Source organism: Bacillus cereus group sp. MYBK108-1 (assembly GCF_051917185.1).
GTDB classification, from domain to species: domain Bacteria; phylum Bacillota; class Bacilli; order Bacillales; family Bacillaceae_G; genus Bacillus_A; species Bacillus_A cereus.
Genome location: NZ_JBQAHZ010000014.1, coordinates 78,606 through 105,397, shown reverse-complemented (window position 1 = coordinate 105,397; position 26,792 = coordinate 78,606). Strand labels below are relative to the sequence as shown.

The following is a 26,792-nucleotide window of genomic DNA, read 5'->3' as shown; positions in this document are numbered from 1 at the left end:
CCTCTTTAAGTTATAATGATATTATAACTTAATTTTCTGATTATTGGAGGGTGTTATGAAATATATCGTTATAAAATCACATGTTAGCAATTATCCTAATCCAATTCGCTTAGAAGAGGGGAATGTAGTGAAAAGGATAGAGAGTTACGCTGGTCCTGAAAATTGGGAAAACTGGATATTTTGTCACGAAGAGAAATATGACCGGAAAGGATGGGTTCCGGAGCAAATTATAAGAAAAGATATGAATGGAACAGGAATTATTATAAAACAATATACTGCGAAAGAATTAAATGTGAGTATTGGAGAAAGAGTGATCGGATTAGAAGAATTGAATGGATGGGTTTGGTGCGAAGGAAGAGATGGTGAGAAGGGCTGGGTACCAAAGGAAAACTTACAAAAATATTAATAATAATATTTGATCAATAATTAGGAAACATATTTTTGCTTATGAGTATATTGGTTGTAGGATAAAAAGTAGATTAATAGAGAAAGAGGAGGAGATTATTATAACTACAACCGTTATTTCGCATTTTTACAATGAAGAGTATTTATTGCCATGGTGGCTTATACATCATACGAAACTTTTTGATCATGGTATTTTAATTAATAAAGGTTCAACAGATCGTTCGGTTGAGATTTGTGAAAAATTCGCACCGGAAGTGCGAGATTCTGTAAATCCAGAGTTTGATGCATATACGACAGATCATGAAGTGATGAGGATAGAACAAGAAGTACAAGGATGGAAAATGGTTTTAAATACGACTGAGTTTCTTTGCATGCAAGATAAAAATCAGTTTTGGAAATCATTAGATGAATTGGGAGGGAGGATGTATTGGCTGGACGGGCTTATTATGGTTGATGATCCTAACTACAACTATCCGGACCTTAACTTTGGAATACCTTTAATGAAACAGCGGTTTCATGGTTATTTACCAGAAGATTGGCCGTTATGGAGAAGAGGTAGATTTATTCATAATCATGAGCATGGAAGTTATACGGTTGGAAGACATTTATCTGCGCATGAATCGATGATTTATCCACCTCTCGCCTGTATATTATGGTTTGGGTTTAGTCCGTGGAACGATGCGATGAGAAAGAGAAAATTACAAATTGGTCCGACTCTTTCTGAAGCTAGTAAGCATGGGGGAATGGGTACGCATCATATTGTTACGCCGGAAACATTAGAAGAATGGTATAAGGAATTAGCGAGAGGAACGAAGGATTTACGTTTTAATGATGCATATCGTTATGTTTTTGTATAAATGATTTCCACCATAAAATTGTTTCTTCAATTCCTGTATTTAGATCGTATGTTGGTTTCCAGTTTACTTCAGTTTTTAAACGTTCTACATTAACCCCGACAAATAAAGGTTCATCTTTAGAGAAAGGGATTGCACCTAGTTTAATTAAATGTTCTTTTCTTATCTTTTTAGCAATGATAGAAGCTAACTCTTTAATTTGTACAGATTGACCAGAAGCGATATTGATGGTGCCTGTAACGCCGTGTTCTAATATTGTTACGAGAGCGTCAGCGACGTCACTCACATGGAGGAAATCTCTCGATTGTTTTCCATGTGTACATAGTGCTTCCTCGTTTTTTAATAAGGAAGTGATAATGTTAGAAACGAGCCGATTACCTTGTTCGTGAGGGCCATACATATGAAAAATGCGGCCCCAACACATGCTGAGGCCTGTTTGTTGTGCATACGTTTCTAGCCAGGAGTGCAGTGCATTTTTACATAAAGAATATGGGGTTTTATAGGAAAGGAGCGGTGAATCTTCAAATAATACGCCGTTAAACCATTCGTATTCTGCGCCAGTACCTGCAACGACAACACGCTTTCCGCCGCATGTTGTGAAGTGTTGAATCAATGAAATACTAGACTTTAGCCAATAGTAATTATTAATAGATACATAGCATGCTGGTGGCACTGCTTCCCAAGCAAGGTGAATGAGATGGCTAGGCTGAACGTCCGAAATGAATTGTTTTACTTCGTCATCGCGAAGCAAGTTTACTTTATGCCAATGGCAAGGGAGGTGAGAGGGTTTATTTTTATTATACGTGGCGTGCACTTCATATCCCTTTTGTATAAGTGAATGTACAACATATTTACCTATCCAGCCACTACCACCTGTTACAACAACTTTCTTCATGGCTCGATCACCTCAACTTCTGGAACCGTCACTAAAAATTTACCGCCCCATTCACGAATGAAAGAGCATTCTTTCATAATTTCGTCTTTCAAATTCCAAGGAAGTATGAAAATGTAATCCGGTTTTGTACGTTTAATTTCTGCTGGAGATTTTATTGGAATACGAGTTCCTGGTAAAAGGAGATTTTGTTTGTGAGGATTGTTATCTACTGTACAAGCTAGAAATTCTTTACCTATCCCGCAATAATTCAAAAGGGTGTTTCCCTTAGCTGGAGCACCGTAACCGATAATTTGTTTGTTTAAATCTTTCGCTTCAATAAAAAACTTTAAAATATTTATTTTCAATTGTTCGATGCGTTTAGAAAAAAGGAGATAGCAATCTAAAGTATCTAACCCGTGGTCGACTTCTTTTTGAATTAATTTTGTAACATTGGAATGGATAGTTGATTGGGCACTTAGATGGTTTACAAAAATCCGTAAGGAACCACCATGCGTTGATAGTTCTTCTACATCAACAATTTGTAAATGATGATAACTTAAAACTTTTTGAAGGCTTATAAGTGAGAAGTAGGAAAAGTGCTCATGGTAGATAGTATCGAACTGTTTAAAGGATATGAGGTTTAATAAGTGTGGGAATTCAATTGTTATCGTGCCATCTTGTTTTAATAACGTTTTTAAACCAGCAACAAAATCATGCAAGTTTGGAACGTGTGCTAATACGTTATTTGCGACGATTAAATCAGCTTGTGGCAATTTTTTTGCTAAGTCATTACTGAAAAAATTCACATGAGTAGGAATTCCTTTTTTGATAGCAATTTCTGCTACGTTTTTCGCGGGTTCAATTCCCAATGTCTCGATATTTTCTTTTTTAAAGTATTGTAATAAGTACCCATCGTTACTTGCGATTTCAATCACTTTTGAATGTTTCGTTAAGTTGAAACGCTTAATCGCCATTTCTACATATTGTTTAGCGTGTAGTAGCCAACTTGAGGAGTAAGAGCTGAAGTATAAATAGTTATGAAAAATATTTTGTGGGGATTCAAATTCATCTAGCTGTACGAGTAAACAAGAGTTACAAACAAATGTGTGCAGCGGATAAAAAGGTTCCATTTTATATGAGCTTTCAGGAGCTACAAATGAATTAGCAAGAGGGGAAACGCCCAAATCTAAAAAAGTGTTGGTTAGTAATGAGTGGCAAAAACGGCATTTTTTCTGTTCCATTTTATAGCCCCCTTATAAATTTTTGAATGCATCGATTTGTTGTCGTGTGAAAGATTCTATATTTTCACCAGATGCATATTTTTTGTACCAATCAACAGTCCAAGCGATAGCATCATCTGTTGATAACTTAGGAGTCCAGCCGAGTTTGTTTACTGCTTTTGTACTATCGAGTGTTAAAACAGATGATTCATAAGGAGTATTTGTAGAGGAGGAAATGATTGTTAGTGGGTTATTCCATAATTTTATTACAGATTCAATGACATCATGAACGGTTCTGTTAGGTTCATTCATTGGGCCGAAATTCCACGCTTCTGCATATTTAGCATCATTCCAAAGTTTCTCAGCTAAAAGGATATAGCCATGTAGAGGATCTAAAACATGTTGCCACGGACGGACGGCATATTTGTTTCGAATACACAAAGTATGATTGTGCAAATATGCCCGAATGATATCAGGGAATAATCGATCTTTTGCCCAATCACCACCGCCGATGACGTTACCAGCTCTGACTGAGGTGAGTTTCTGGGTATTAGTGCGGAAGAATGATTTTTGATAGGATGTTGCCACTATTTCAGCGCAAGCTTTACTAGCGCTATAAGGGTCGAAACCTCCTAGTCGGTCATTTTCCACGAACGCTCGGTCGCCACTACCGTCATTCTCATAACATTTATCGCTTGTCACATTAATAATGGCACGTACGCTTTCGACGGACTTTGCTGCTTCTAGCACGTGGACAGTACCTAAAACATTCGTTTTGAATGTATCGATAGGATTTTGGTATGAAGCGGTTACGATTGGCTGAGCTGCTAAATGAAATATTATGTCAGGTTTATGTTGCTTCATGGCATGAAATAAAGAATGGTAATCTGTAATATCGCCTTTCATTGTCGTGCACTCTTTTGCTACGTTACCTTGTTCAAAAATGTTAGGAATGGATGGGGGATGAGAAGAAAAGCCTACTACTTCTGCACCTAAAGAACTTAAGAAAAGGGTGAGCCAGGAGCCTTTAAATCCAGTATGTCCCGTAATAAATACTTTTTTCTTATTCCAAAAAGATGATGAAGCCATATTACCAAACCTTCCACGGAGCGTTATTACTTTCCCATAGCTCGACTAATTTATTTTTATCGCGCAATGTATCCATCGGATGCCAAAAACCAGAATGTTGATATGCGGCCAATTCATTTTTGTTTACTAACTGAACTAAAGTGTCTGTTTCAAAAACAGACTTATCTCCACTAATGTAATTGAAAACTTCAGGATTTAAAACGAAAAATCCACCGTTAACCCATCCGCCATCACCTAATGGTTTTTCTTGAAAAGATGTTACAGACTGTTTATCTAATATGAGAGAACCAAATCTACCAGGAGGTTGTACGGCAGTAACAGTAGCCATTTTTCCATGTTTTTTATGGAATGTAATAAGTTCTTTTATATTTACATTACTTAATCCATCACCATAAGTGAGGCAGAAAGGTTCGTCTCCGACATAATTTTGAATCTTTTTCACTCGACCACCCGTTTCGGTATTTACACCAGTATCGATTAGTGTAACTTCCCATGGTTCTACACGATGAGAATGGCTAGTAATTGTATTATCGTTTAACTGTATTGTGAAATCAGACATGTGTAAGTTGTAATTTAGAAAGAACTCTTTAATTGCATATCCTTTATAGCCTAAGCAAATAATAAACTCAGTAATCCCGTAATGACTATACAAACTCATAATGTGCCATAGAATAGGTTTTGTTCCAATTTCAATCATAGGTTTCGGTTTTAAATGTGTTTCTTCCCCAATTCTTGTACCGTACCCACCAGCAAGAATAACAGCTTTCATTTTTTCCTCCTAAAATAAAAATTTATTATTTATATAGTATTCATGTTTTATGCAAATGAAATTGTTTTTGATTAAGTGAATGAAAATGTTTGAGGTAATGACGATGCAGAAAATATTACGGTTTGAATTTTGGAAATAATTCTTGATATTCAGGGTTATGACGGAGGTCTTGTGTTAGGTTACTAAGCTCTAAAAAACGTATGTCCAGTACTTCGGGAGATTGACCGTAATGTGTTTGAAGTCCCATTTGAACACCCCTTTTTGAAAGGGTAGGTGTAATTTGTAATTTTCTTGCCTTTGATTGTTCATTCCAAGGGCTAAAATAAAATTTTAAAATAAATGAAGGATAGTCATAAATTATATATCCGTGCCGCGAATGATGTCTACCAGGTAAATATGCACCGTCTAGATGATTGTGAATAAATCTCCAAGCACATCCGAGATTTGGGTTATAAGGGAAGACACCGTGGTATCGCTGTTCTACTAAGGGGATAGAATATCTAGGCTTTGAATAATTATAATTATGATTATCTATCATTAAAATCATTCTAATCGCATACATGTTTTGGCCTAGTGTATGAAGAGATGAAAAAAATTCTTCAGTATTATTACAACAAAAGAATTCAGTAGTATTTAAAACGATTTTCCAACCTGAAACTTCTCTTTCAATTTCCATCACTTCAATATCAGTATTAGTTGGATCAAACTCAAGAAATCTTGAATTTCGTACTTCCCAGTGGGGTGCTAATAGTTTACAAATCTCTACGGAACGATCTGTAGACCCCCTATTAATTAAAATGCCGTGATCGAATATTTTCGTGTGATGCATAAGCCACCATGGAAGTAGGTATTCTTCATTATAAAAATGAGAAATGATTGTCTTTTTCATATTAATTCCCTCCTATACAAGCAATCATTATTAGTAGGATATGCTTTTAAATAAGAAAGGTTAAAAGTGGTAGACAATGTAGTGGTTAGGTAGTAGTTTAGTAATTTTATTGTATAAGTGTAGATTACTCGTATTGAATCATCATAGGAGGAGATTGGAATTTTGTATAAATTGTGAATAATAAACCGTCACGTTTGACTGTACAGTTTATGTGTTGTATGATGTAAGTAATATAAACAAGGGGGGAAGATCGTTGGGAAGGTGTATCGAATCGGACAGTTGGCTCTCATGGCTCACGTGTCGAAACGAACGATTGATTATTATACGAATCTAGGTATCTTAAAAGCGGAGCGATCTCAATCTAATTATCGCTATTACGACGAAACAGCATTTGAGACATTACAATTTATTGAGAAGTGCAAAGAAATGCATATGCCGCTTTGTGAGATTAAAGAGAAAATCGAGGAGAAGAAGAAGCTGCTCGGTATCAATGAACACGTTTCGAAACAAGTGAATGAAGTGACAGACCATATTCATCGATTAGAAGTGGAGCTTACTGAGTTAAAACCGCTTTTAGATGAATTGACTGATTCACAACGTGAAAAAATATCGAAATCTTTATCAGGTCAAACGACAGCTTTAATACAGACACTTGCTCTATTATTATAGAATAAGTGAAATCCGACCTCTTTAATTTTTGTATCGGGCTATGTTTTCTAACAAACAAATAAGAAAACATTATAGTATACAGGAGGTGGACACCTTAGTTTTTTAACTAAGGGGATTCATTGGAAATATTTAATTTAGTCATGGTTGCGATTTTAATCGCATTTACTGGATTTTTCGTAGCAGCAGAGTTTGCGATTGTAAAGATACGTTCAAGCCGTATCGATCAGCTTGTTGCGGAAGGAAAACGCGGTGCTTTAGCAGCGAAAAAGGTAACAACAAATTTAGATGAATATTTATCTGCTTGTCAATTAGGTATTACAGTTACAGCTATGGGATTAGGTTGGTTAGGTGAACCGACAATTGAAAAGTTATTACACCCGTTATTTGAGAAATGGAACTTAAATCCTTCTATTTCATCAGTATTAACATTTGGTCTTGCTTTTATGATTATGACGTATTTACACGTTGTAGTAGGAGAATTAGCTCCAAAAACGATGGCAATTCAAAAGGCTGAAAGGGTAACGTTATTATTGGCAGGTCCATTAATGATGTTCTATAAAATCATGTATCCATTTATTTGGGTATTGAATGGTTCAGCTCGTGTGATAACTGGTTTATTTGGTTTAAAGCCAGCTTCAGAACATGAAGTAGCTCATACAGAAGAAGAATTACGTCTTATCCTTTCAGATAGCTATGAAAGTGGCGAAATTAATCAAGCTGAATACAAGTATGTAAATAACATTTTTGAATTTGATAATCGTATTGCAAAAGAGATTATGGTACCGCGAACAGAAATCGTTGGTTTCTACCTGGAAGATTCAGTAGAAGAACACATGAAAGTAATCCAAAATGAGCGATATACACGTTATCCGATTTTTGGAGAAGATAAAGATGATATTATCGGTATGGTCAACGTAAAAGATTTCTTTATTCGATATATGACCGAGGATCAAAAAGATTTATCATCTATTCGCTCGTATATGCGTCCGATTATTGAAGTGATGGAAACGACTCCAATTCACGATTTATTACTTCAAATGCAGAAGAAGCGAATTCCGATGGCTGTTTTATATGATGAGTACGGAGGAACAGCCGGAATTGTAACGCTTGAAGATATCTTGGAGGAAATCGTCGGCGAAATTCGTGACGAATATGATGAAGATGAAGCACCGCCAATTCAACATGTGAACGAGCAACATATCATTGTTGATGGAAAAGTGCTTATCTCAGAAGTGAAAGATTTATTTGGATTACACATCGAAGAAGATGATGTGGATACAATCGGTGGATGGATTATGATGCAAAATCATGAAATCGAAGAAGGACAACACGTTGAGGCAGAAGGTTATGAATTTAAAGTGTTAGAAAAAGACGCTTACCAAATTAAACGTGTTGAAATTCGTAAGATGGAACAAGAACAAGAAGAAGAGAAAGCAGCAACTGTGTAAGTTGCTGCTTTTCTTCTAAAGTACAAAAAATGAGAACTTAGGAGCGGATATTTTGATTCAAGAAGCCTTACGTGTATATCGATTACAATTGTATGTGATCTTTAGTGGTTTACTACTTATGTGGACGATTACTCCGTTTGGAAAACAAGTGACAGGGTTCGGTATTGGATTAGCAGTAAGCGCCTATTGTCTTTGGTTATTAGCTCGCAGAGTGGAGAAACTCGGGAAAAGTATCGTAATGAAGGAAAAGGCTCCTGGATTAGGAGTTTTAAACCGATTTGCAGCTGCTATTTTAGGAGCTATCATCATGTATGAAATTGAGCATGAAATGGAAATGTGGGCATTCGGTACAGGTATTTTAGGTGGTCACTTTTTAATGATTGCAAATTTAGCTTATGCAAATATGCAATTAGTGAAAGAAGAAGAGAAGCAAAGGGAACATGCTTCGAAAGATATAGAGCTATGATGAAAGGGACCTAATCGGGTTCCTTTTTTAGTTTAGCGATATGATACAAGTAATCAAATTAATGACAAATATAATACGCTTCTTTTTTGCGTTTTTCAATAGTATGAAAAATAATAAAAAAATTTTAAAAAACCCATCGATTTCTAAAGGTTATGTATGTTATTATGACAAAAGACTTTTTGAAAGAGGTGGATACCAATGTTACAAGCGCTACTTATTTTTGTGCTTCAAATTATTTACGTTCCAATTTTAACAATCCGTACGATTTTGCTTGTAAAGAATCAAACAAGATCCGCTGCTGGTGTTGGATTGTTAGAAGGAGCTATTTACATTGTCAGTTTAGGTATTGTGTTTCAAGATTTATCAAATTGGATGAACATCGTTGCCTATGTCATTGGCTTTAGTGCGGGACTGTTATTAGGCGGTTATATAGAGAATAAATTAGCAATTGGTTATATTACGTATCAAGTTAGTTTACTAGACCGTTGTAATGAATTAGTAGATGAGTTACGTCACTCTGGATTTGGCGTTACTGTATTTGAAGGCGAAGGTATTAATTCGATACGTTATCGCTTAGATATCGTTGCAAAGCGTTCTAGAGAGAAAGAGCTTTTAGAAATCATTAATGAAATTGCACCGAAAGCGTTTATGTCTTCGTATGAAATTCGCTCGTTTAAGGGTGGATATTTAACGAAGGCGATGAAGAAAAGAGCGTTAATGAAAAAGAAAGATGAACATGCATCGTAAAAAAGAGGAGTAGTGCTGCATTAAAAGTGCAGTATAAGTCCAAATGTAAAAGGGAGGAATCTATTTTGATGTAGATTCCTCTCTTTTTTTATGAAAAATATTCATCTGTTAATTCAAAAAAACTAAATCGTATAATTATGTTTTTTACTCATTCTCAAATTAATGATTAGCCATATAATTTGAAAAAATACCGGTATGATAAACGTGATTAATAAAACGATAAGTGATATTGATTTAATTTCAGGTGTTTGAATAACACCAGCACCATCAACATCTCGTAGCCAAATAATAGCGGCCCATATTCCAAAAACGATAATCCAAAATAGGTTACCAATCCACCAAGAAATCCATCGTTTTTTCATGTTAGCACCCCCTACATTTATCTACTGTTAAAAGTATATTTTCTTTTGTTACATTTATAATGAAACAACTTTAAAATCAGTTTTTAACTGTATATCTAACTTGTTTGAAGGTTACTATTTCTCCATCATCATCATCGTCTTTCGTTTGTAAAAGTTGAACTTTTGGTTTGTAGTCCGTCCTATGAGCGTGTTCGATATCTTTAATGTTAAGTTTGTAGGATTCACCATTTTTTAGTTTTTGTTCCAACACTTTTTTATTAGCAACATAAATAAAAGTTACTTTATTTTCATCAATGCCTTTAGTTTTAATTTCTAATTCATTATCTTTTGCTGTGATCGTTGGTGTTAATAATTCCATACTGCCTTTCCCGCTTTCTAAAGAATTCTCTGCTATAGTTGAACATCCTGATAATATGATTCCAGTGAATAGAAGAACAGCTAATTTCTGTTTCATAACATCCCTCAATTCCATGTGATTTTTGATTTTGGTATTGCTAGATTACTAGTGTGGAGCGTAAATGTTTAGTTAGTACCCTCTTAATTGTACCATAATATGTAAAATGAAACAGGATGTATATCCAATTTAAGGGAGAATGAAAAATTTACTGATTGTTGTAAATTCGTATGTTTTAGCTTCTATTTCAATCGAAATGTAGACGAGAGAAAGAAATTTTTTTATAGAAATTATAATTTTTACATTTTACAATAATGATAGGGAATAGATGAATTCATTTACTTCGGAGGTAGTTATTTGAACATTAATGAGAAGGCAATTGAAATGTTTGAACAAAATAAATATGAGGAAGCAATGGAACTGTTTCAACAAGCAGTACATGAATCTAGAGACGTACAATCTCTCAATAATCTGGCTTGGATGTACTTTTATGAGGAAGAGAATGATGATAAAGCTCTTGAATTAATAAGAGAAGTTGTTAAGTTTAATCCTTCTTCATACTTTCCTTATAACATCTTAGGGGACATTTACATGAAACAAGAAAAATGGACAGAAGCGAAAGAAGCATTACAAAAGTCTATTTCGATTCAACCATCAGATGAAGCATATCATAATGTAGCTGTAGCGCATTATAACCTTGGAGAGCTGGAAAAAGCTTCAGACTTTTTCTTGCGAGTTGCAGGGGATTCGGACTATATCATGTATAGCTATGTAAAATGTTTAATTGATTTAGAACGAACGACAGAAGCAAAAGAGAAGTTAGATACTTTTAACAGGGAATCTGATAATTTTTTAGGGGAAATTAATGTAGCAGATTTATATGTTGAGTTGAATTGCTATAAAGAAGCAATTGAATGGTTCGAAAAGGGGTATAAAGAATGCTGGAAAAGTCCTAATTGGATTGGTAGATTTGTGTATGCTCTATATAAAACGAATAATTTCTCCCGTATAAATGAAGTTATACGGGAATCTATCGAAGCGAAAACAGCAGAAATAGAAGATGTCCAGAATGAAGAAGTAGAAGAAAACTGGACAGAAAAAGATAAGAAAGAGTTAATTGAGGAATATACAGAAGAGAATAATTGTTATAAAACAATGGTAGAACGTATCAAATCTGGATACGTTCCAGGATTAGAGTTTGAAACTGATTATATAGGGGCTTGCTATTTATTTGGTTGTAAAAGACATAATCACCTTGAATATGAAAAATAAAAAGATTCGACTGTCAAAGATGATGGTCGAATCTTTTTCGTTATAGGTCGCTTGTATTACATAGGTGTATATCCTCTTTAGAGGCCACTTTTTTTATATTCAAAATATGTAGTGAAATAAAACCAATAAGTCCTATTCCGCCAAAAATAAGCCATGGTGTATACATTCCGCTTAAGTTGGATGTAAAAGATGTACCGGTATAATTACCAATGATAAAACCAAATGCGAGTGATAGTTGATAAAATCCGAAGAAAGTGGCTGTATATGATTCATTACTGTAATTTGCAATAGTGATATCAGCGTTAGGTAATACGAGTGTTTCACCGATTGTAAATAAAATTACACAAATAAAGAGCCAATATGGGTGTTGAAATAAAGGAATGAGTAAAAAGGAAATACTCATTAATAAAACACCGTATTTAATAATTGAAAGTGTGTTGTATTTGTGGAATAATTTTCGGAATAATACCATAAATATGACGCCTGTTATCGCATTTATCGTAATAATGAGTGTAGCAAGTTGATTGCTACTACTAATGTTTTTCATATGAAGTGGAAGTGCGACAGTAAGTTGAGTAAACATAATATAGAAGAAAATCATGATAAAGGAAAACAGAAGGAAAGACTTGTTTTGTAAGATGGCCTGTATTCCTAATGTAATAGACGTGTTTTCAGTAGTGACTTGGAAGTGATTTTTAAGTAAGTAAAAGATAAAAGCGAATAACAGCATAAGTGATCCTGTTAGAGAGAAGGCATAGATTGGATCAAGTAAGAGTAAGAACCCTCCTGCAATTGGTCCGATTATTGCACCGCAATTAAAGCTAAGGTTTAAATATGTAAATAAATTTTTTCTCAAATGAGCTGGTTGTGAACCGAATATGGCGCGCGCAGCAGGTTCGTAAAATGCAGTTCCGAAGCCAATAAGTGCAGAAGAAATAGAAATTGTATAGAAATCAGAGCATATTCCTAAAGCGATAAATCCGATTCCTCTCAAAAATAAACCGGCTATCATCATAATGATATAGCCTATTTTGTCAGCAATTAACCCTGAGAATAATGGGATAACTCGTGATGTAATTGTCATAACCGTCAACACTGTTCCTACTTGGACAGCAGAAAAATGAAGAAAGGTTAATAGATAAATAGCTAAAAATGCGTATACTGCAAAATACCCAAAAGACATAAAAAATGAAGAAATAAGCATGAAACGTATCGGTGTTGAGAAACTTTTCATAGAAATCCTCCTAATTATGTAACCAGTAAAATTATTTGATGGTTAACTATTTTATACTATAATTATACATAAAGTCAGAAAAAAGTAAATTTTAAGAAGAAGGTGGATCGAATTGAATCAAAACGCTCCAAATGAACTAGAATATATTCGGGGATTTTTAAATACATGGAGAATACCAAACGATACGAGAGAGCCAATTGATTTGCTGCAAACAGAAGAAGACATAAAGCTTTTTATGAAAGAATATTTTGATGAAGAGTTTCCATTTCATACGATAGAGGAATTAAGAGGTTTTCGAGAAGATATTCGGATGACAATTGAAGGCGAAGGATCATTGCAAAAATGGTTAGAGAAATACCCATTTCATGTACATATAAAGGATGATATGAAAGGTATTACATATGAACCGGTATATGAAGAGAATGTGTATACAAAAGTGTTAAGCATTGTGTTAATGTCAATTCAAGAAAATGTATGGGGAAGGTTAAAAGCATGTCCAGATTGTCGCTGGGTATTTTATGATCATTCGCGAAATGGAAGTAAAAGATGGTGCGGTATGTATGCTGGAGAAGAAGGAGGAAGAGCATGCGGTACGATTGCGAAAGTGAAAAACTACCGGGCGAAGAGAAAAGGGCGATCTGGTTATGATATGTAATTAATATTAGAGAAAGAAAAATGGATGGGGGAATGTAGAATATGAAAGGTACGCAAATGTTAGCTTTAAATAAAAAGTGTTGGGATACAGTTGCACCTTATTTCTTTCAAGTGGATTGTTTACCTAAATATGGTCCGTATACGGCGTCTGAAGATGAGATTCGTTTGTTCGATTCAATCAGAAAGAAAAAGGTTCTTGATATTGGCTGTGGAAGTGGGCATTCGTTGCAATATATGGCGGAACAAGGGGCAGAGGAATTATGGGGGCTTGATCTTTCGAGTACACAAATTGAAATAGCGAATAAGACGTTAAAGGATTGGAATCCAAAGTTAGTATGCGGAGCAATGGAAGAAGAAGGCGATATTCCGAAAGGATATTTTGATATTGTATATTCCATTTATGCATTAGGTTGGACTTCGGATTTAAGAAAAACGTTGGAACTGATTTATTCATATGTAAAGCCAGGGGGAAGTTTTATTTTTAGTTGGGAGCACCCGGTATATTTAAACTTACAGTATGGTACGGAAGAAGTTGCTATAAAGTCTTCTTATCATGAGGAAACGCCCATTACGTTTGAAACATTTAAAGGAGAAAATGTACAAGCGACATTATATAAGAGAAAAATAAGTACATACATAAATGAGTTAAATAGAGTGGGATTTAAAATTGAGAGAATAGAAGAGCCTGAACCATCAAGCTCGTTTGATGGAGAACTAGCTGAGCCGTCTACGAAGTATTATTCTTTATATAAAGCTAGAATGGTGCCGACTACTTTTATTATTAAAGCTAGAAAGTAAAGTGTTTTTATAAAAGAAGCCTATGATTTCAAATAGATGAAATGATAGGCTTCTTTATTTTAAAAAATGAGGTCAAAGGTGTACTTTTCTTATAAAAATGCATTTCATATAAAAGGTGTAATTATTTTGGGGAAGGGGGATTGTTGTGCGTCATCATAGAAAGTGCAAAAAATTTGGAGTGGCACTGCCTCTTCCGCTTATAGGAGCAACGGGTCCGACAGGTAATAGTGGTCCAATCGGTCCAACTGGAGGGCATGAAGGTCCTGTTGGTCCTACAGGGGTGACTGGACCGACGGGAGCAACTGGGCCCCAAGGTCCTCAAGGTATCAGGGGGATACAAGGTCCCCGAGGGGCAACAGGAGCACAAGGAATACAAGGAGTTATTGGTGATACAGGAGAGCAAGGTATAACTGGCCCAACTGGTCTCCAAGGTGCTCAAGGATTAATCGGAAACCAAGGTCTAATTGGTGATATTGGAGTACAAGGATTAGAAGGAATACAAGGAGCTACGGGTCCTGCTGGTAGTCAAGGAATACAAGGTATACAAGGAATACAAGGGGAAATAGGTGAGCGAGGACAAACGGGAGCACAAGGAATGCAAGGTGTGATAGGTGAAGCTGGTATTACAGGTGTAACAGGTCCTCAAGGTTCCCAAGGAGCGCAAGGAATGCAAGGGGAGGATGGAACTACAGGTATACAAGGAGAAGAAGGTCCACAAGGAATACAAGGAATTACTGGAGAGCAAGGACATCAAGGTGATCAAGGGATACAAGGTATAGTAGGCCCAACCGGTTCTACTGGTCCACAAGGCTCTCAAGGTATAAGCGGAATAAAGGGAATAACAGGTGTAATAGGGCCTCAAGGTCCATCAGGTATTCAAGGAATACAAGGGATAAACGGATCCACAGGTTTTCAAGGAGCAAAAGGAATACGAGGGATAACAGGAGCAACCGGACCTACTGGTACACAAGGTCCAGTAGGTCCGCCTGGTGGACCAACAGGAACAACCGGTCCAATTGGTCCATCTAGTGGAGTGACTGGTCCATCAGGTCCACCCGGTCCACCTGGGGGGCCAACAGGTCCAACGGGCGAAACTGGTGCGCGGGGTGTAACAGGGGGAACTGGTGCGATAGGAGCACAAGGGTTACAAGGAATAACTGGTCCAACTGGTCCTCAAGGTGTAAGAGGCGCACAAGGAGCTCAAGGTGTAGTGGGAGCAGTTGGAGTACAAGGTGCACAAGGTTCTCAAGGTAACCAAGGCATAACAGGGGCAACTGGTGTAGAAGGTCCACAAGGAATACAAGGTCCGCAGGGAGAAATCGGTCCAACGGGTGCAGAAGGTCCTAAAGGAGTGCAAGGTATACAAGGAGTAACAGGTCCAACAGGAGCACAAGGAATGCAAGGGTTACAAGGTATACAAGGTCCAACAGGAGTGGCAGGAGCTGCAGGAGCTCAAGGTGCACAAGGCATACAAGGCGCAACCGGGCCAGCTGGAGCACAAGGCATACAAGGTGCACAAGGAATCCGAGGAGAAACAGGGACAGCTGGAGTACAAGGAATCCAAGGAGTTCAAGGGATACAAGGGATAACGGGATTGACCGGTCCTCAAGGTGCACAAGGTCCTCAAGGAGTGCAAGGAATAATAGGGCCGACTGGAGCTATTGGTTTGCAAGGACCTCAAGGAATACAAGGTATAGTAGGCCCAACAGGAGCACAAGGCTCTCAAGGAATGCAAGGCATACAAGGAATAACCGGTCCGACAGGTGCGCAAGGAATTAGAGGTCCCCAAGGGAATCTAGGAGAAAACGGGATAACAGGTCCTCAAGGGGTGCAAGGTGCACAAGGTATTGAGGGACCCGAGGGACCACAAGGAAATATTGGGGCTACGGGCGTAACTGGAGAAACAGGAGCGACAGGAGAAGTAGGGGCGACAGGAGCACAAGGAATACAAGGCGTTCAAGGGATTATGGGGATACAAGGAAGTACAGGAATGACCGGACCAACTGGAGCAACGGGAGTAACCGGGATACAAGGTTCTCAAGGTATACAAGGCCCACAAGGACCAACTGGAGCAAGGGGAGCGACAGGGGTTAGCGGTAGTGTAGGACCGGCCGGAGCGCAAGGTAGTCAAGGACCTATTGGAGCTGTGGGACCTACCGGAGCCACTGGTAGTGCAGGTTCAATAGGTTTCTTGGGAATAGCGGGAGCGACTGGAGCGACTGGCTTACCAAGCGGGGGCGGTTATTTCTTTTCTACTTCAACGAGTACAATTGCAGCGAATGCGTTAATACCAATTAATTCCGGATCTACAGTTTTTGGTTCTGGTGTAAGTTTAACAAATGCAACAACTGTAACGTTAAGTACGCCGGGAATCTATTTAGTAAGCTATTATTTTCAAGGTGATCCAAATGGGGGGAATGAAACGATTTCCGTGAGGCTTACTTTAAATGGAACACAAGTAGCAGGGAGTTTTATTTTTTATGTTACAGGAGGTGTTTTTATATTAGAACCAGCAGTTTCGAATACGATGGTTATTGAAGTTACTTCTTCAAATGCAACTTTGTCTTTACAAAATGGTCCATTAGCTATCGGCCATGTAACGACATTATCTGGTGTGATAACAGCTAGTTTAAATGTATTAAAAATAGTTTGATACGCTAGTTATAACGGGGGAGATGCTTGTGAAGGATCAAGATAAGTGTAGTAAGTTTCAAGCACCTATTCCTTTTCCAGCGTCAGGTATTACGGGACCGACTGGTCCAACGGGGCCGACAGGTTCTTTAGGTGGACCGACTGGCCCGCAAGGAATACAAGGCGTACAAGGTCCAATCGGTCCAACGGGTCCAACTGGAATTCAAGGAGTGCAAGGGGTACAGGGAGAAATTGGTCCAACGGGTCCAACTGGTTTAACAGGACCACAAGGTTCTCAAGGTAATCAAGGACCTATGGGAGAACGAGGCCCACAGGGAATACAAGGTGTTCAAGGAATACAAGGAGAAAGAGGTCCGACTGGCCCAACTGGAATTCAAGGGATACAAGGAATTCCTGGCCCAATCGGTCCGACCGGTCCAACAGGAATACAGGGCATACAAGGAATGCAAGGAGAAATCGGTCCAACCGGCCCAACAGGAATACAAGGCATACAAGGAGTGCAAGGGGAAATTGGTCCGACTGGACCAACTGGAAATACTGGTATACAAGGTGTGCAAGGTAATTTAGGAGGTAGTGGTTTACAAGGTGTAACCGGAATACAAGGAATACAGGGTCCGATTGGTCCAACAGGGCCAACTGGTTCTCAAGGAATTCAAGGGGAGCAAGGACCAATGGGTCCACAAGGGGAAACTGGTGTTCAAGGTTTACAAGGTCCCCAGGGAGAAATGGGGCAGGTAGGTCCAACAGGAATACAAGGAATACAAGGAGTGCAAGGTGTAATCGGTCCGACTGGTCCAACCGGTTTACAAGGTGATCCAGGTCCAACCGGCCCAACAGGAGCCACTGGGATAACTGGTCCGACAGGTTCTGCAACTGGCCCGACTGGAGCAACCGGTCCAACTGGTCCACCAGGAGGTCCAACTGGTCCAACCGGTCCAGCAGGATCACCAGGGGGTCCAACTGGTCCGACTGGAGCAACAGGGGCAACAGGAGCGACCGGAGCAACAGGAGCGACTGGAATTCAAGGGGTACAAGGAATACAGGGACCGACCGGAGCAACTGGTGTAACAGGTTTGCAAGGAGTACAGGGACCAATGGGGGCAACGGGTCCAACGGGTGACCAAGGCATTCAAGGTCCACAAGGGATACAAGGAGTAACCGGTCCGACTGGTCCGCAAGGTCTACAAGGAATCCAGGGACCGGTAGGAGCAACCGGTCCGACTGGTCCACAAGGAGTGCAAGGGGCACAGGGGCCAATCGGTCCAACCGGCCCTCAAGGGATACAAGGCATACAAGGTGAGCAAGGAGTAAGGGGAGCGACCGGTCCAACTGGTTTACAGGGGCTACAAGGAATCCAAGGTCCGAGTGGTCCAACCGGTCCTCAAGGAGTGCAAGGCGTACAAGGTCCGAGTGGCATAACAGGTCCAACTGGTCCTCAAGGAATACAAGGTATTCAGGGACCACAAGGAAGTATAGGCCCAACCGGTCCTCAAGGAATACAAGGTGTGCAAGGTCCACAAGGCCCAACCGGCGAGGCGGGAGCAACGGGTCCTCAAGGAATTCAGGGAATACAAGGTCCAATTGGTCCAACCGGCCCCCAAGGAATTCAGGGGATACAAGGCGTGCAAGGTCCACAAGGCCCAACTGGTCAGGCAGGCCCTCAAGGTCTACAAGGAATAACTGGTCAGGCGGGTCCAACCGGTCCAACCGGTCCAACCGGCGAGGCGGGAGCAACGGGTCCTCAAGGTCCACAAGGAATTCAAGGACCACAAGGAGCAACCGGTCCAACTGGAGCAACCGGCGAGGCGGGAGCAACGGGTCCTCAAGGTCCACAAGGAATCCAAGGTCCACAAGGAGCAACCGGTCCAACTGGAGCAACCGGCCAGACGGGAGCAACGGGTCCTCAAGGTCCACAAGGAATCCAAGGTCCACAAGGGATAACGGGTCCAACAGGAGTAACGGGCCAGACGGGATTGACTGGTGCAACTGGACCGACCGGAATACAAGGCATACAAGGAATAACAGGAGCGACAGGGGGAACAGGAGTAACAGGCCCAACAGGTGCCACGGGTCCAACAGGTTTAACTGGAGCAACAGGATCATCTGCTATATCAACAGGTGGAGGCTATTTCTTTTCTACCTCAACGAGTGCAATTGCCGCAAATGCCAATATTTCAATTAATAGTGGATCTACAGTGTATGGAACAGGAGTATCTTTAACTAGCCCTACAACGGTTACTGTATCCACGCCAGGAATATATTTAGTAAGTTATTATTTTCAAGGGGATGCAAGTGCTGGGAATGAAACGGTGTCTGTAAGATTACTATTAAACGGAACACAAGTAGCAGGGAGTTTTATACAAAATGTAACGACATCAACTGTAGTAATCGAACCAGCCATTTCAAATACGCTTCTTGTGAATGTAACGAGTGCTAATTCAACGTTAGTATTACAAAATGGTCCATTAGGTGTAGGGCATGTAACGACCATAGCAGGTGCGATTACAGCAAGCTTAAATGTAGTGAGAATTTTATAAAGAATATAAAAAACACAAGGAATGTCTTTGTAAGACACACCTTGTGTTTTTTAATATTAAATAAACATTTTCTTTATCTTTTCGGTTGAAAAATATGCTGAAAGAAGTATTTGTGATGTAGGTTATCTACAACCTTATTTGCTTGATATGTGCGTTGTTTTTCAATTCGAAGTCTTTGCTCCATCATTTTAATTGCGTGATCAGATAAACGTAACATAATACATTCTCCTTTTCTATAAATATAGGTGACTATTTGATATCGATCCCATATTTATAATTAAGGAGGCAAAATGTGTAACATAGGCAAAAAGCACCTTCCTCTCCCATTACGCTTACGAGGTTAGCTGTCGGACTCGGGAAGTGAGAGTTTCCCTACTTAAAAAAGATTCGCCCCAAGTAGCATAGCTACAAAAATGGTTCCCCCGCTCCAAAATTTGGACTCAGCAAAAGGTTTTATAAAGTAAAAAATAACATAAAGGAGCAAACAAGTCAAATTATTTTGTGTATTCTGTCTTTTTTAATTGCGTAAGAATCATACCGTCAGGAAGTATTGTATCTGATACTGTAATGAATCCGTGTTTTTTATATAAAGTAATAGCAGGGGTATTCGCTTTACCTGTTTGTACAATGTATGCCATTGAAGAGGGAAACATGTTAAATATATAAATTAGGAGTTTCGTTGCGATTCCTTTTTGAAAAAAATCGGGCGATACAACTAACCTGTGGATATCGATTAGTTTTTCTTCTTGTACAAAAGAAATAAAACCGACAAGTTTATTTTCAGAAAAATATCCATAGAATGTTTCAACGCAATTTTGAATATCGTTTACAGTATCATATAAACGAGGTATGGCAGTACTATTTAAGTAGTCTGCTTCAACTTTATAAGCTGGAATTTGAACCTGTAAAATGGATGTTGCTACTTCAAAAGAAGTGGAATTTAACTTAAGAATCATAGACAATGAAGCCTCCTTTAAATATGGTATATGAATATAATTGCTTTATGGGTGAGTTTGACAATATTTTTCTTTTTTGCATATAATATATGTATCTCCATATGTAAAATAGTAGTAAATATATTTCTATAGTGAAATATGATTAGCAATGATAAATACATATGTTTGTATTGAATCATACAAACTATAATAGAAATGGAGGACTAAAAATGGGATGGATTATCACATTAATAGTTGGTGCTATTATAGGTGCAATTGCTAGTTCTATAACAGGTAAAAATTTCCCAGGTGGTATGTTCGGAAATATTATCGCAGGTTTATTAGGTGCTTCGTTAGGTGGTAGATTATTTGGATCCTTTGGGCCATCATTTGGTGGGATTCATGTCGTGCCGGCATTATTAGGTGCAATCGTGTTAATTCTTATTGTATCATTTGTAGTGAAAGCTGCAAGGAAATAGAGATATAGATTATGATGAAGAGCCCTGAATAAGGGCTTTTCATCATTCGAAGAGGTGGTTTCATTGGAGAAAATAAATATAAGAAAAAGAGATAAGTTAAGAAAGTTTTTTAGAGAACAAAATTATTTGGCGGTATTACTTGGATTTGCGTTATTGTTCATTAATATTTTATTGCTAACAAAAATATCATTTGTTTTTACACCGTTTATCGTATTTTTAAAAACAATTTTCTTCCCAGTACTATTAGCAGGCGTGCTATTCTATATTTTACATCCATTCGTTTCGCTTTTAGAAAAGAAAGGTGTTTCAAGAATCGTATCGATAGCTTCCATATATTTAATCGTACTAGGATTATTTGTATTTTTAGTTGTAACGGTTATCCCTATTATTAAAGATCAAATTGATGCATTAATTGATAACTTACCGTATTTTGGCCATGAGATTGAACAAGCAGCACGTAGATTCGGGGAAAGTAATTTACTCGGTAAAATTCAGGAGAATTTAAATATTAATGTTGCGAATATGGTAAAAGAATACACAGTTGATTTTACAAAGTCATTATCATCAGTAACTGGGAATGTAACTGGATTTTTGAGTACTGTTACAGAGGTTGTTTTGACATTTGTAATGGTTCCATTTATATTGTTCTATCTTTTAAAAGATGGTGAGCAATTGCCGAATCACTTTTTAAAGTTTATTTCAGAGCAAAGACAACCAGCAGCAATGAGAATACTAGATGATATGCATTATGCGATTAGCTCGTATATTAGAGGTCAAATTATCGTCAGCTTATTTATCGGTATTATGCTATTAATTGGTTATCTTATTATTGGTATTAAATATGCGGTATTACTTGCGATTTTAGCGATGATTGTAAATATCGTTCCGTACGTAGGACCAATTATCGCGATTACACCAGCGTTAATTATCGCATTTATCGACTCGCCAGCAATGGTGTTAAAAGTAATTATCGTTATGATGGTTGTACAATTAGCAGAAGGTAAATTTATTTCTCCGCAAGTTATGGGTAAAAAGTTAGATATTCATCCGATTACTATCATTTTTATCATTTTAACTGCCGGAAACTTATTCGGGATTATGGGCATTATTTTAGCCATTCCAGGATATGCGATATTAAAAGTGTTAGTTACACACGGTTATAGATTTGTTAAGTTGAATACATGAAAAAAAAGAGCTAAAACAGTGGGAACTGTTTTAGCTCTTTTTTATTAACAATTCATTTGCATATTGGCGCGCCCATTGATCCGCTTCTAATATAGCATCTAGTGAAGGATCTTTTACGTTATGATGAGCTTCAACTGTTTTGTAAATTGTTTTTTCAATATCGAAAAAGGAAATTTCATTTTTTAAGAATAGCGCATTCGCAATTTCATTTGCTGCATTTAATACAGCGGGAGTAGTACCACCGATTTTGCCACATTCATATGCGTATTGTAGACAAGGGAACTTCTCTAAATCTGGTTTTTCAAAATGTAAACTACCGATTTCTAATAAATTTAATTTTTCATAGGAAGAAGGTAGCCGAGTAGGATAGTGAAACGCATATTGAATCGGCATTCTCATATCAGGAGCACCGAGCTGTGCCATAACTGATCCATCAATAAATTCTACTAAAGAATGAATGATACTTTCTTTATGAATCATTACATTAATTTTTTCATATGGAATATCAAATAGCCATCTCGCTTCCATTACTTCGAACCCTTTATTCATTAATGTGGCAGAATCAATCGTTAGTTTTGCGCCCATTAACCAGTTTGGGTGCTTTAAAGCATCTTTTGCTTGTAATGTTTGCATTTCATCACGTGTTTTATCACGGAAAGCACCACCGGAAGCTGTTACAATTAACTTCTCAATCTCTTTATTATTTTCTCCGTTTAAACATTGGAAAATAGCTGAATGCTCACTATCTACTGGAATTAAGCAACATCCGTTTTGTTTCGCTAGTTCAGTTACGATATGTCCAGCTGCAACCAAAGTTTCTTTATTAGCAATAGCGATATCTTTCTTCGCTTTTAATGCTTCAATTGTTGGAAGTAATCCTGAAACACCTACAATAGAGCTTAATACAAGATTTGAATCAGGGTGAGTAGCTACTGCAATTAAGCCATCAGTCCCGTGTGTGATTTTTGTATTTGCTGAAATACGCGTACGAAGCTTGTCTGCTAAGTCTTTTGTCGCAACGCTTACAATACGAGGTTGAAACGTTTTGATTTGTTGCTCAAGAAGATCGATATTATAATTTGCGGTTAAACCGACGATTTTAAAATGTTCAGGATGAGCTGAAACGACATCTAATGCAGATGTGCCGATGGATCCTGTTGAACCTAAAATTGATATATATTTTACCATGAAAAAACCTCCAAAGTTGTTTCGAATATTTCAACAAACCTATATAACATTAGACAATTGAAGTGGAAATTCCTGCTATATAAAATAGAAAATTAGGGTTTGTTTGGAAGTGAAATGTGATAAACTGTAAAAAATAACGAAAAAGCAATGAAAGAGAAGAGTACATATTCGAAACTTTTCAGAGAGCTGATATGTGGTGAGAATCAGTAAGGGATGAATATGGAATGGACTCTGGAGCTTCTAACTGAAATGAGTAGGTAAAGACGGTTACTTCACGTTATTGAAGTATGAAGTTAGCTAATAATAGCTAATTAAGGTGGTACCGCGGGAGTCTCTCGTCCTTTTTTAAGGATGAGGGGCTCTTTTTATTTTGAGAAAGGAGGAGTTAGTGTGAGTGAAAAAATAATGTTAACAGGAATTAAGCCGACAGGTTATCCGCATTTAGGGAATTATATTGGTGCGATTAAACCTGCATTACAAATGTCAAAGAATAATCAAGGAAGAGCATTGTACTTTATAGCTGATTATCATGCATTAAATGCTGTGCATGATTCAGAAAAGTTCAGCAGTTATACGAAAGAGGTAGCAGCTACTTGGTTATCGCTTGGACTTGGGGAAGATGTTGTTTTTTATCGGCAAACAGAAGTACCGGAAATTCTAGAAGTAGCTTGGATTTTAGCTTGCCTAACTCCGAAAGGTCTTATGAACCGTGCTCATGCGTATAAAGCGAAGGTGGAGCAAAATAAAGAAGCAGGGTTAGAGGTCGATGCGGGAGTGAATATGGGGTTATACACGTACCCGATTTTAATGGCAGCTGACATATTATTATTTCAAGCTACTCATGTACCAGTTGGAAAAGACCAAATTCAGCATATTGAAATTGCGCGTGATATTGCGACGTATTTTAATCATACATTTGGCACGACATTTACACTACCGGAGTATGTAGTGCAAGAAGAAGGAGCTATTTTACCTGATCTTGATGGAAGGAAGATGAGTAAAAGTTACGGAAATGTAATCCCATTATTTGCAGAGCAAGAAAAACTTCGAAAGTTAATATTTAAAATCAAAACAGACTCTTCACTTCCAAATGAACCGAAAGAATTAGAAACATTATTTATGATATATAAAGAGTTTGCGACAGAAGACGAAGTACAGTCATTACGTGAAAAATATGAGACTGGAATCGGATGGGGCGATGTGAAAAAAGAGTTGTTTCGCGTTGTAGATCGTGAGTTAGCTGGACCTCGTGAAAAGTACGCAATGTATATGAATGAGCCGGATTTATTATATGAAGCATTAGAAAACGGTGCTGAGAAGGCACGCGCTATTGCGAAGGTGAATTTAGCGGAAATTAAAAAACGGATTGGATTTGAGAGGGAACGTTAAGCGTTCCCTTATTTTTTTAGATAATCTGTAATAATCTTCTCGATAACAGGAGGAAGATTATTAGGTAATTCATTAAGTGAAAAGAAGCGTAGTTCTTTCGATTCCGTATGGTCGCATACAAGCTCACCGTGGAATTCGCGGCAAATATAAACAACGAGTACACCGTGTACTTGATCGCCGTTTGGGTAGATTTGAAAGTAATCTGGTCCAGAGTATGTACGGAATAGTTCTGGATTTTTAATAATAAGTCCAGTTTCTTCAAACACTTCTCGCTTTAAAGCGTCTTCTAATGTTTCGTTATATTCTAAGGCACCGCCAATAATGCCCCAGCGGTTAAAATCTGTACGGAGCTGCAGCAATACTTCATCTTTTTCATTTAATATAATGGCGTGTGATCCTATTAGAATAAGTGGATGATTTCCTACTAGATTTCTCATATCTTCAATATAACCCATGTCATTGCTCCTTGTATTTAATAATAGTTAGGAAGTTCTTTTAACATTCTTTCTGTTTTACGTGCTGTAAAGGCTAAGTTATGGTCATCTTTCGTTCTGAAAAATAATGTGCGTAAAAAGGTTTTAATATTGGCACATAAAATACAATACTCATTAAGCGAAAGGCGTTTTCTAATTTGAGGAAGCCTTTTTATTTTTTTATGAATAATAGAAATTAAATCGTTCTGAGGAAAATCATGATACAGCATTGCTAGTAATGGAGTAACAATGCGTTCATCTTCGTTATTATGAAAAAGGTCAGATGGAATAAAGATTTTATTTAATAAACAATGAATTAATTCTTCGTACCATTCAAAAGTTGTATACGTATTATGAACAATTTCAGTAAAGGCATCAGATACATGAGCAAGACAATGAGCCCATCCTTTATTTTCAATATAGCCCCGAAAATCCGTTTCTAAGTTTGTGTATGTAATGAGTTTATTTTTTATTTCTTCGAGATCCTCCTCTGTACAAAAGTAGTGCGAATTAGCGAATTGGAGTATTAACGCAATTAACGAAACAGTGTAAGAACGTGTGAAAACCCCATCTGTATGTGGGGAGTAAATGTCACAATATAAATACTCATCACTTAAACAAGTTTGCAGAAGTAATTTCAGCTGATCGTCCATAAGGAATTCATGATGAATGAAATGCGCAAAACATTTATATATAAGTTGGTAACGAACGTAGCTATCAGTCGTTCCGATATACTGAAGCATGTTCAAAGTTAACTCATTTACGTCTATATGTTGCAGTTGCGTATAGTCATTTTGTTGTATAAGCTCTAACTGTTGTTGCAATGCTGTAATATCCAATGGAGAACCTCCTCCGCACTTTAAAGATGCGATCTTTTCTAGTATTCTATATATTCAAGGACAATCCTGCTCATGCAAGGAGAACGATTAGAAATTCGAGTATGATATAGATGAGGGAAGAATATGACGACGATAGAACAGTTAGAAAAACATTTTAAAATAAGAAGAAGTGCTTCTTCTATTATGATAAAAGAAAATAATGCAGAGGTTTTTACAGAAGAGCAATTAGAAGAGATGGTGCAATATTACGTTGCTGAAGCTGAAAAAGATGGATTAGAAAAACTACATTTTGAAATCTCTTCAAAAAGTCCAAATTATGATGTGTATAAAAAATGTTTTGAAACGTATTCATTTGAATATATTACTGAAAACATGATTGTATTTAAAGATATATACGAAGTAGAAGATGTAGAAAGTGAAATTGATTTTAAGCTTATTGAAGAAGTTGGAGAAGAGGCTTTTTATTCACTGTGGAATGAAGCGACGGGAGAACCAGTCGCTCATGATCAATTTGTGCATATGATGCTACAAGAAATTGGTGAGCAGTGGAAAGAACATTGTTTAATAGCGAGTGTAGGTGAAGAGCCGATAGGAATTGTAATTCCACATATTGAAAGAGGTGCGTTAGAAGAAGGGAAACTTATGTACTTCGCAGTTACTCCAAATATGCGTAATAAGGGATATGAAGCTGCGTTATTTGCAGGTGCGATGTTTGTCTTAAAGGAAATAGGTGCATCTTATTATATTGGTGAGACAAATATGCAAAATGAGTGGATGAAGGATGTTTTTGAAAAGAACGGATGTCAGCTGCTTAGTTGTACTGAGCGGTATGTGAGGGAGTTTTAAGATATACCCTGGGACACATCTAGTGGGAACCCGTGTACAAATTTTGAACAAGTAAAAGAACTTTTTGCCTGTTTGTAAGATAAAAAGAAAAATGAGAACGACAAAGTAGATATTTGTATAATACA

Annotated in this window: 28 protein-coding genes, 1 riboswitch and 1 other annotated feature; of the genes, 15 read left to right on the top strand and 13 right to left on the bottom strand. The window is 37.6% G+C overall.

All coding sequences use genetic code 11. From position 1 onward, the window contains the following. Positions 1-55: 55 nt before the first annotated feature. Positions 56-406, top strand: a complete 351-nt coding sequence (locus tag ACTFSL_RS19185) for an SH3 domain-containing protein (protein WP_400154765.1) — start codon at positions 56-58, stop codon at positions 404-406. Between the two features lie 61 nt (positions 407-467). Beyond that, complete coding sequence (locus ACTFSL_RS19180) at positions 468-1,262, top strand: glycosyltransferase family 2 protein (RefSeq protein WP_440042238.1); 795 nt, start codon at positions 468-470, stop codon at positions 1,260-1,262. Here ACTFSL_RS19180 and ACTFSL_RS19175 read toward each other — a convergent pair. The 5 genes from ACTFSL_RS19175 to ACTFSL_RS19155 all read right to left on the bottom strand — a co-directional run bounded on the left by ACTFSL_RS19175 (position 1,231) and on the right by ACTFSL_RS19155 (position 6,100). Continuing rightward, positions 1,231-2,154 carry an NAD-dependent epimerase/dehydratase family protein gene (locus ACTFSL_RS19175; RefSeq protein ID WP_000758367.1) on the bottom strand — a complete coding sequence of 308 codons (924 nt, stop codon included), beginning with the start codon at positions 2,152-2,154 and terminating at the stop codon, positions 1,231-1,233. The genes ACTFSL_RS19180 and ACTFSL_RS19175 overlap by 32 nt on opposite strands. Beyond that, positions 2,151-3,374: a methyltransferase domain-containing protein gene (locus tag ACTFSL_RS19170; RefSeq protein WP_440042235.1), complete on the bottom strand. Its 1,224-nt coding sequence runs from the start codon at positions 3,372-3,374 to the stop codon at positions 2,151-2,153. Before ACTFSL_RS19170 ends, ACTFSL_RS19175 begins: the two co-directional genes overlap by 4 nt. A 12-nt stretch (positions 3,375-3,386) precedes the next feature. Next, positions 3,387-4,442, bottom strand: coding sequence for a CDP-glucose 4,6-dehydratase (gene rfbG / locus ACTFSL_RS19165; protein ID WP_440042234.1), 1,056 nt, complete (start codon positions 4,440-4,442; stop codon positions 3,387-3,389). A 1-nt stretch (position 4,443) separates the two neighbouring features. Beyond that, positions 4,444-5,211, bottom strand: a complete 768-nt coding sequence (gene rfbF / locus ACTFSL_RS19160) for a glucose-1-phosphate cytidylyltransferase (protein ID WP_440042232.1) — start codon at positions 5,209-5,211, stop codon at positions 4,444-4,446. Positions 5,212-5,326: 115 nt separating this feature from the next. Then, positions 5,327-6,100, bottom strand: coding sequence for a glycosyltransferase family 2 protein (locus tag ACTFSL_RS19155; protein ID WP_000750973.1), 774 nt, complete (start codon positions 6,098-6,100; stop codon positions 5,327-5,329). A 261-nt stretch (positions 6,101-6,361) separates the two neighbouring features. Between ACTFSL_RS19155 and ACTFSL_RS19150 the strand changes: the two genes are divergently transcribed. From ACTFSL_RS19150 to ACTFSL_RS19135, 4 genes are all read left to right on the top strand, one after another. Continuing rightward, positions 6,362-6,769: a MerR family transcriptional regulator gene (locus ACTFSL_RS19150; protein WP_000285639.1), complete on the top strand. Its 408-nt coding sequence runs from the start codon at positions 6,362-6,364 to the stop codon at positions 6,767-6,769. Positions 6,770-6,888: 119 nt separating this feature from the next. Next, complete coding sequence (locus ACTFSL_RS19145; RefSeq protein WP_002183782.1) at positions 6,889-8,217, top strand: hemolysin family protein; 1,329 nt, start codon at positions 6,889-6,891, stop codon at positions 8,215-8,217. A 52-nt stretch (positions 8,218-8,269) separates the two neighbouring features. Beyond that, positions 8,270-8,683: an ATP synthase subunit I gene (locus ACTFSL_RS19140; RefSeq protein WP_000613875.1), complete on the top strand. Its 414-nt coding sequence runs from the start codon at positions 8,270-8,272 to the stop codon at positions 8,681-8,683. A 198-nt stretch (positions 8,684-8,881) separates the two neighbouring features. Continuing rightward, complete coding sequence (locus tag ACTFSL_RS19135) at positions 8,882-9,430, top strand: DUF2179 domain-containing protein (protein ID WP_000938438.1); 549 nt, start codon at positions 8,882-8,884, stop codon at positions 9,428-9,430. A gap of 122 nt (positions 9,431-9,552) precedes the next feature. Here the strand turns inward: ACTFSL_RS19135 and ACTFSL_RS19130 are convergent, their stop codons facing one another. Both ACTFSL_RS19130 and ACTFSL_RS19125 read right to left on the bottom strand, forming a co-directional pair. Continuing rightward, complete coding sequence (locus tag ACTFSL_RS19130) at positions 9,553-9,792, bottom strand: DUF3923 family protein (RefSeq protein WP_119683743.1); 240 nt, start codon at positions 9,790-9,792, stop codon at positions 9,553-9,555. Between the two features lie 76 nt (positions 9,793-9,868). Then, a complete protein-coding gene (locus tag ACTFSL_RS19125; protein WP_002041528.1) occupies positions 9,869-10,264 on the bottom strand; it encodes a hypothetical protein in 396 nt (131 codons plus the stop codon). A gap of 279 nt (positions 10,265-10,543) precedes the next feature. Here ACTFSL_RS19125 and ACTFSL_RS19120 point away from each other — a divergent pair, with 279 nt between their 5' ends. Further along, positions 10,544-11,458, top strand: a complete 915-nt coding sequence (locus tag ACTFSL_RS19120; protein ID WP_440042231.1) for a tetratricopeptide repeat protein — start codon at positions 10,544-10,546, stop codon at positions 11,456-11,458. Between the two features lie 40 nt (positions 11,459-11,498). Here the strand turns inward: ACTFSL_RS19120 and ACTFSL_RS19115 are convergent, their stop codons facing one another. Beyond that, a complete protein-coding gene (locus ACTFSL_RS19115; RefSeq protein WP_440042230.1) occupies positions 11,499-12,692 on the bottom strand; it encodes an MDR family MFS transporter in 1,194 nt (397 codons plus the stop codon). Positions 12,693-12,804: 112 nt separating this feature from the next. Here ACTFSL_RS19115 and ACTFSL_RS19110 point away from each other — a divergent pair, with 112 nt between their 5' ends. The 4 genes from ACTFSL_RS19110 (at position 12,805) to ACTFSL_RS19095 (ending at position 19,333) form a co-directional block, all read left to right on the top strand. Further along, positions 12,805-13,347 carry a CGNR zinc finger domain-containing protein gene (locus tag ACTFSL_RS19110; protein WP_440042229.1) on the top strand — a complete coding sequence of 181 codons (543 nt, stop codon included), beginning with the start codon at positions 12,805-12,807 and terminating at the stop codon, positions 13,345-13,347. Between the two features lie 41 nt (positions 13,348-13,388). Continuing rightward, complete coding sequence (locus ACTFSL_RS19105) at positions 13,389-14,144, top strand: class I SAM-dependent methyltransferase (protein WP_440042228.1); 756 nt, start codon at positions 13,389-13,391, stop codon at positions 14,142-14,144. A gap of 145 nt (positions 14,145-14,289) precedes the next feature. Further along, the gene (locus ACTFSL_RS19100) at positions 14,290-16,797 is read left to right on the top strand and encodes a collagen-like protein (RefSeq protein ID WP_440042227.1); all 2,508 of its coding nucleotides are present in this window, start codon (positions 14,290-14,292) and stop codon (positions 16,795-16,797) included. A 22-nt stretch (positions 16,798-16,819) separates the two neighbouring features. After that, positions 16,820-19,333, top strand: coding sequence for a BC_3345 family exosporium-associated protein (locus ACTFSL_RS19095; RefSeq protein ID WP_440042226.1), 2,514 nt, complete (start codon positions 16,820-16,822; stop codon positions 19,331-19,333). Positions 19,334-19,406: 73 nt separating this feature from the next. On the opposite strand, the gene ACTFSL_RS19090 is transcribed toward ACTFSL_RS19095, so the two are convergent. Further along, positions 19,407-19,550: a hypothetical protein gene (locus ACTFSL_RS19090; protein ID WP_000945243.1), complete on the bottom strand. Its 144-nt coding sequence runs from the start codon at positions 19,548-19,550 to the stop codon at positions 19,407-19,409. A gap of 96 nt (positions 19,551-19,646) precedes the next feature. Beyond that, a riboswitch (cyclic di-AMP (ydaO/yuaA leader) is annotated at positions 19,647-19,789 on the bottom strand. 38 nt (positions 19,790-19,827) lie between these two features. Further along, positions 19,828-20,289, bottom strand: coding sequence for a GNAT family N-acetyltransferase (locus ACTFSL_RS19085; protein WP_000601228.1), 462 nt, complete (start codon positions 20,287-20,289; stop codon positions 19,828-19,830). Positions 20,290-20,498: 209 nt separating this feature from the next. Here ACTFSL_RS19085 and ACTFSL_RS19080 point away from each other — a divergent pair, with 209 nt between their 5' ends. Beyond that, positions 20,499-20,747: a GlsB/YeaQ/YmgE family stress response membrane protein gene (locus ACTFSL_RS19080; RefSeq protein ID WP_000539733.1), complete on the top strand. Its 249-nt coding sequence runs from the start codon at positions 20,499-20,501 to the stop codon at positions 20,745-20,747. Positions 20,748-20,810: 63 nt separating this feature from the next. Then, complete coding sequence (locus tag ACTFSL_RS19075) at positions 20,811-21,932, top strand: AI-2E family transporter (protein WP_000411484.1); 1,122 nt, start codon at positions 20,811-20,813, stop codon at positions 21,930-21,932. 30 nt (positions 21,933-21,962) lie between these two features. Here ACTFSL_RS19075 and ACTFSL_RS19070 read toward each other — a convergent pair whose 3' ends face one another. Further along, positions 21,963-23,120: a 1-deoxy-D-xylulose-5-phosphate reductoisomerase gene (locus ACTFSL_RS19070; RefSeq protein ID WP_440042225.1), complete on the bottom strand. Its 1,158-nt coding sequence runs from the start codon at positions 23,118-23,120 to the stop codon at positions 21,963-21,965. 138 nt (positions 23,121-23,258) lie between these two features. Next, positions 23,259-23,466, top strand: a binding site (T-box leader). A gap of 44 nt (positions 23,467-23,510) precedes the next feature. Here ACTFSL_RS19070 and ACTFSL_RS19065 point away from each other — a divergent pair. Continuing rightward, on the top strand, positions 23,511-24,509 hold the full coding sequence (locus ACTFSL_RS19065; protein WP_440042224.1) for a tryptophan--tRNA ligase: 999 nt from the start codon (positions 23,511-23,513) through the stop codon (positions 24,507-24,509). A gap of 8 nt (positions 24,510-24,517) precedes the next feature. Here ACTFSL_RS19065 and ACTFSL_RS19060 read toward each other — a convergent pair whose 3' ends face one another. Continuing rightward, positions 24,518-24,964: an NUDIX hydrolase gene (locus ACTFSL_RS19060; protein ID WP_440042223.1), complete on the bottom strand. Its 447-nt coding sequence runs from the start codon at positions 24,962-24,964 to the stop codon at positions 24,518-24,520. Between the two features lie 17 nt (positions 24,965-24,981). Continuing rightward, a complete protein-coding gene (locus ACTFSL_RS19055) occupies positions 24,982-25,821 on the bottom strand; it encodes a DUF2785 domain-containing protein (protein WP_440042222.1) in 840 nt (279 codons plus the stop codon). Positions 25,822-25,944: 123 nt separating this feature from the next. Between ACTFSL_RS19055 and ACTFSL_RS19050 the strand changes: the two genes are divergently transcribed. Further along, complete coding sequence (locus ACTFSL_RS19050; RefSeq protein ID WP_440042221.1) at positions 25,945-26,667, top strand: GNAT family N-acetyltransferase; 723 nt, start codon at positions 25,945-25,947, stop codon at positions 26,665-26,667. The last annotated feature ends 125 nt before the right edge of the window (positions 26,668-26,792 follow it).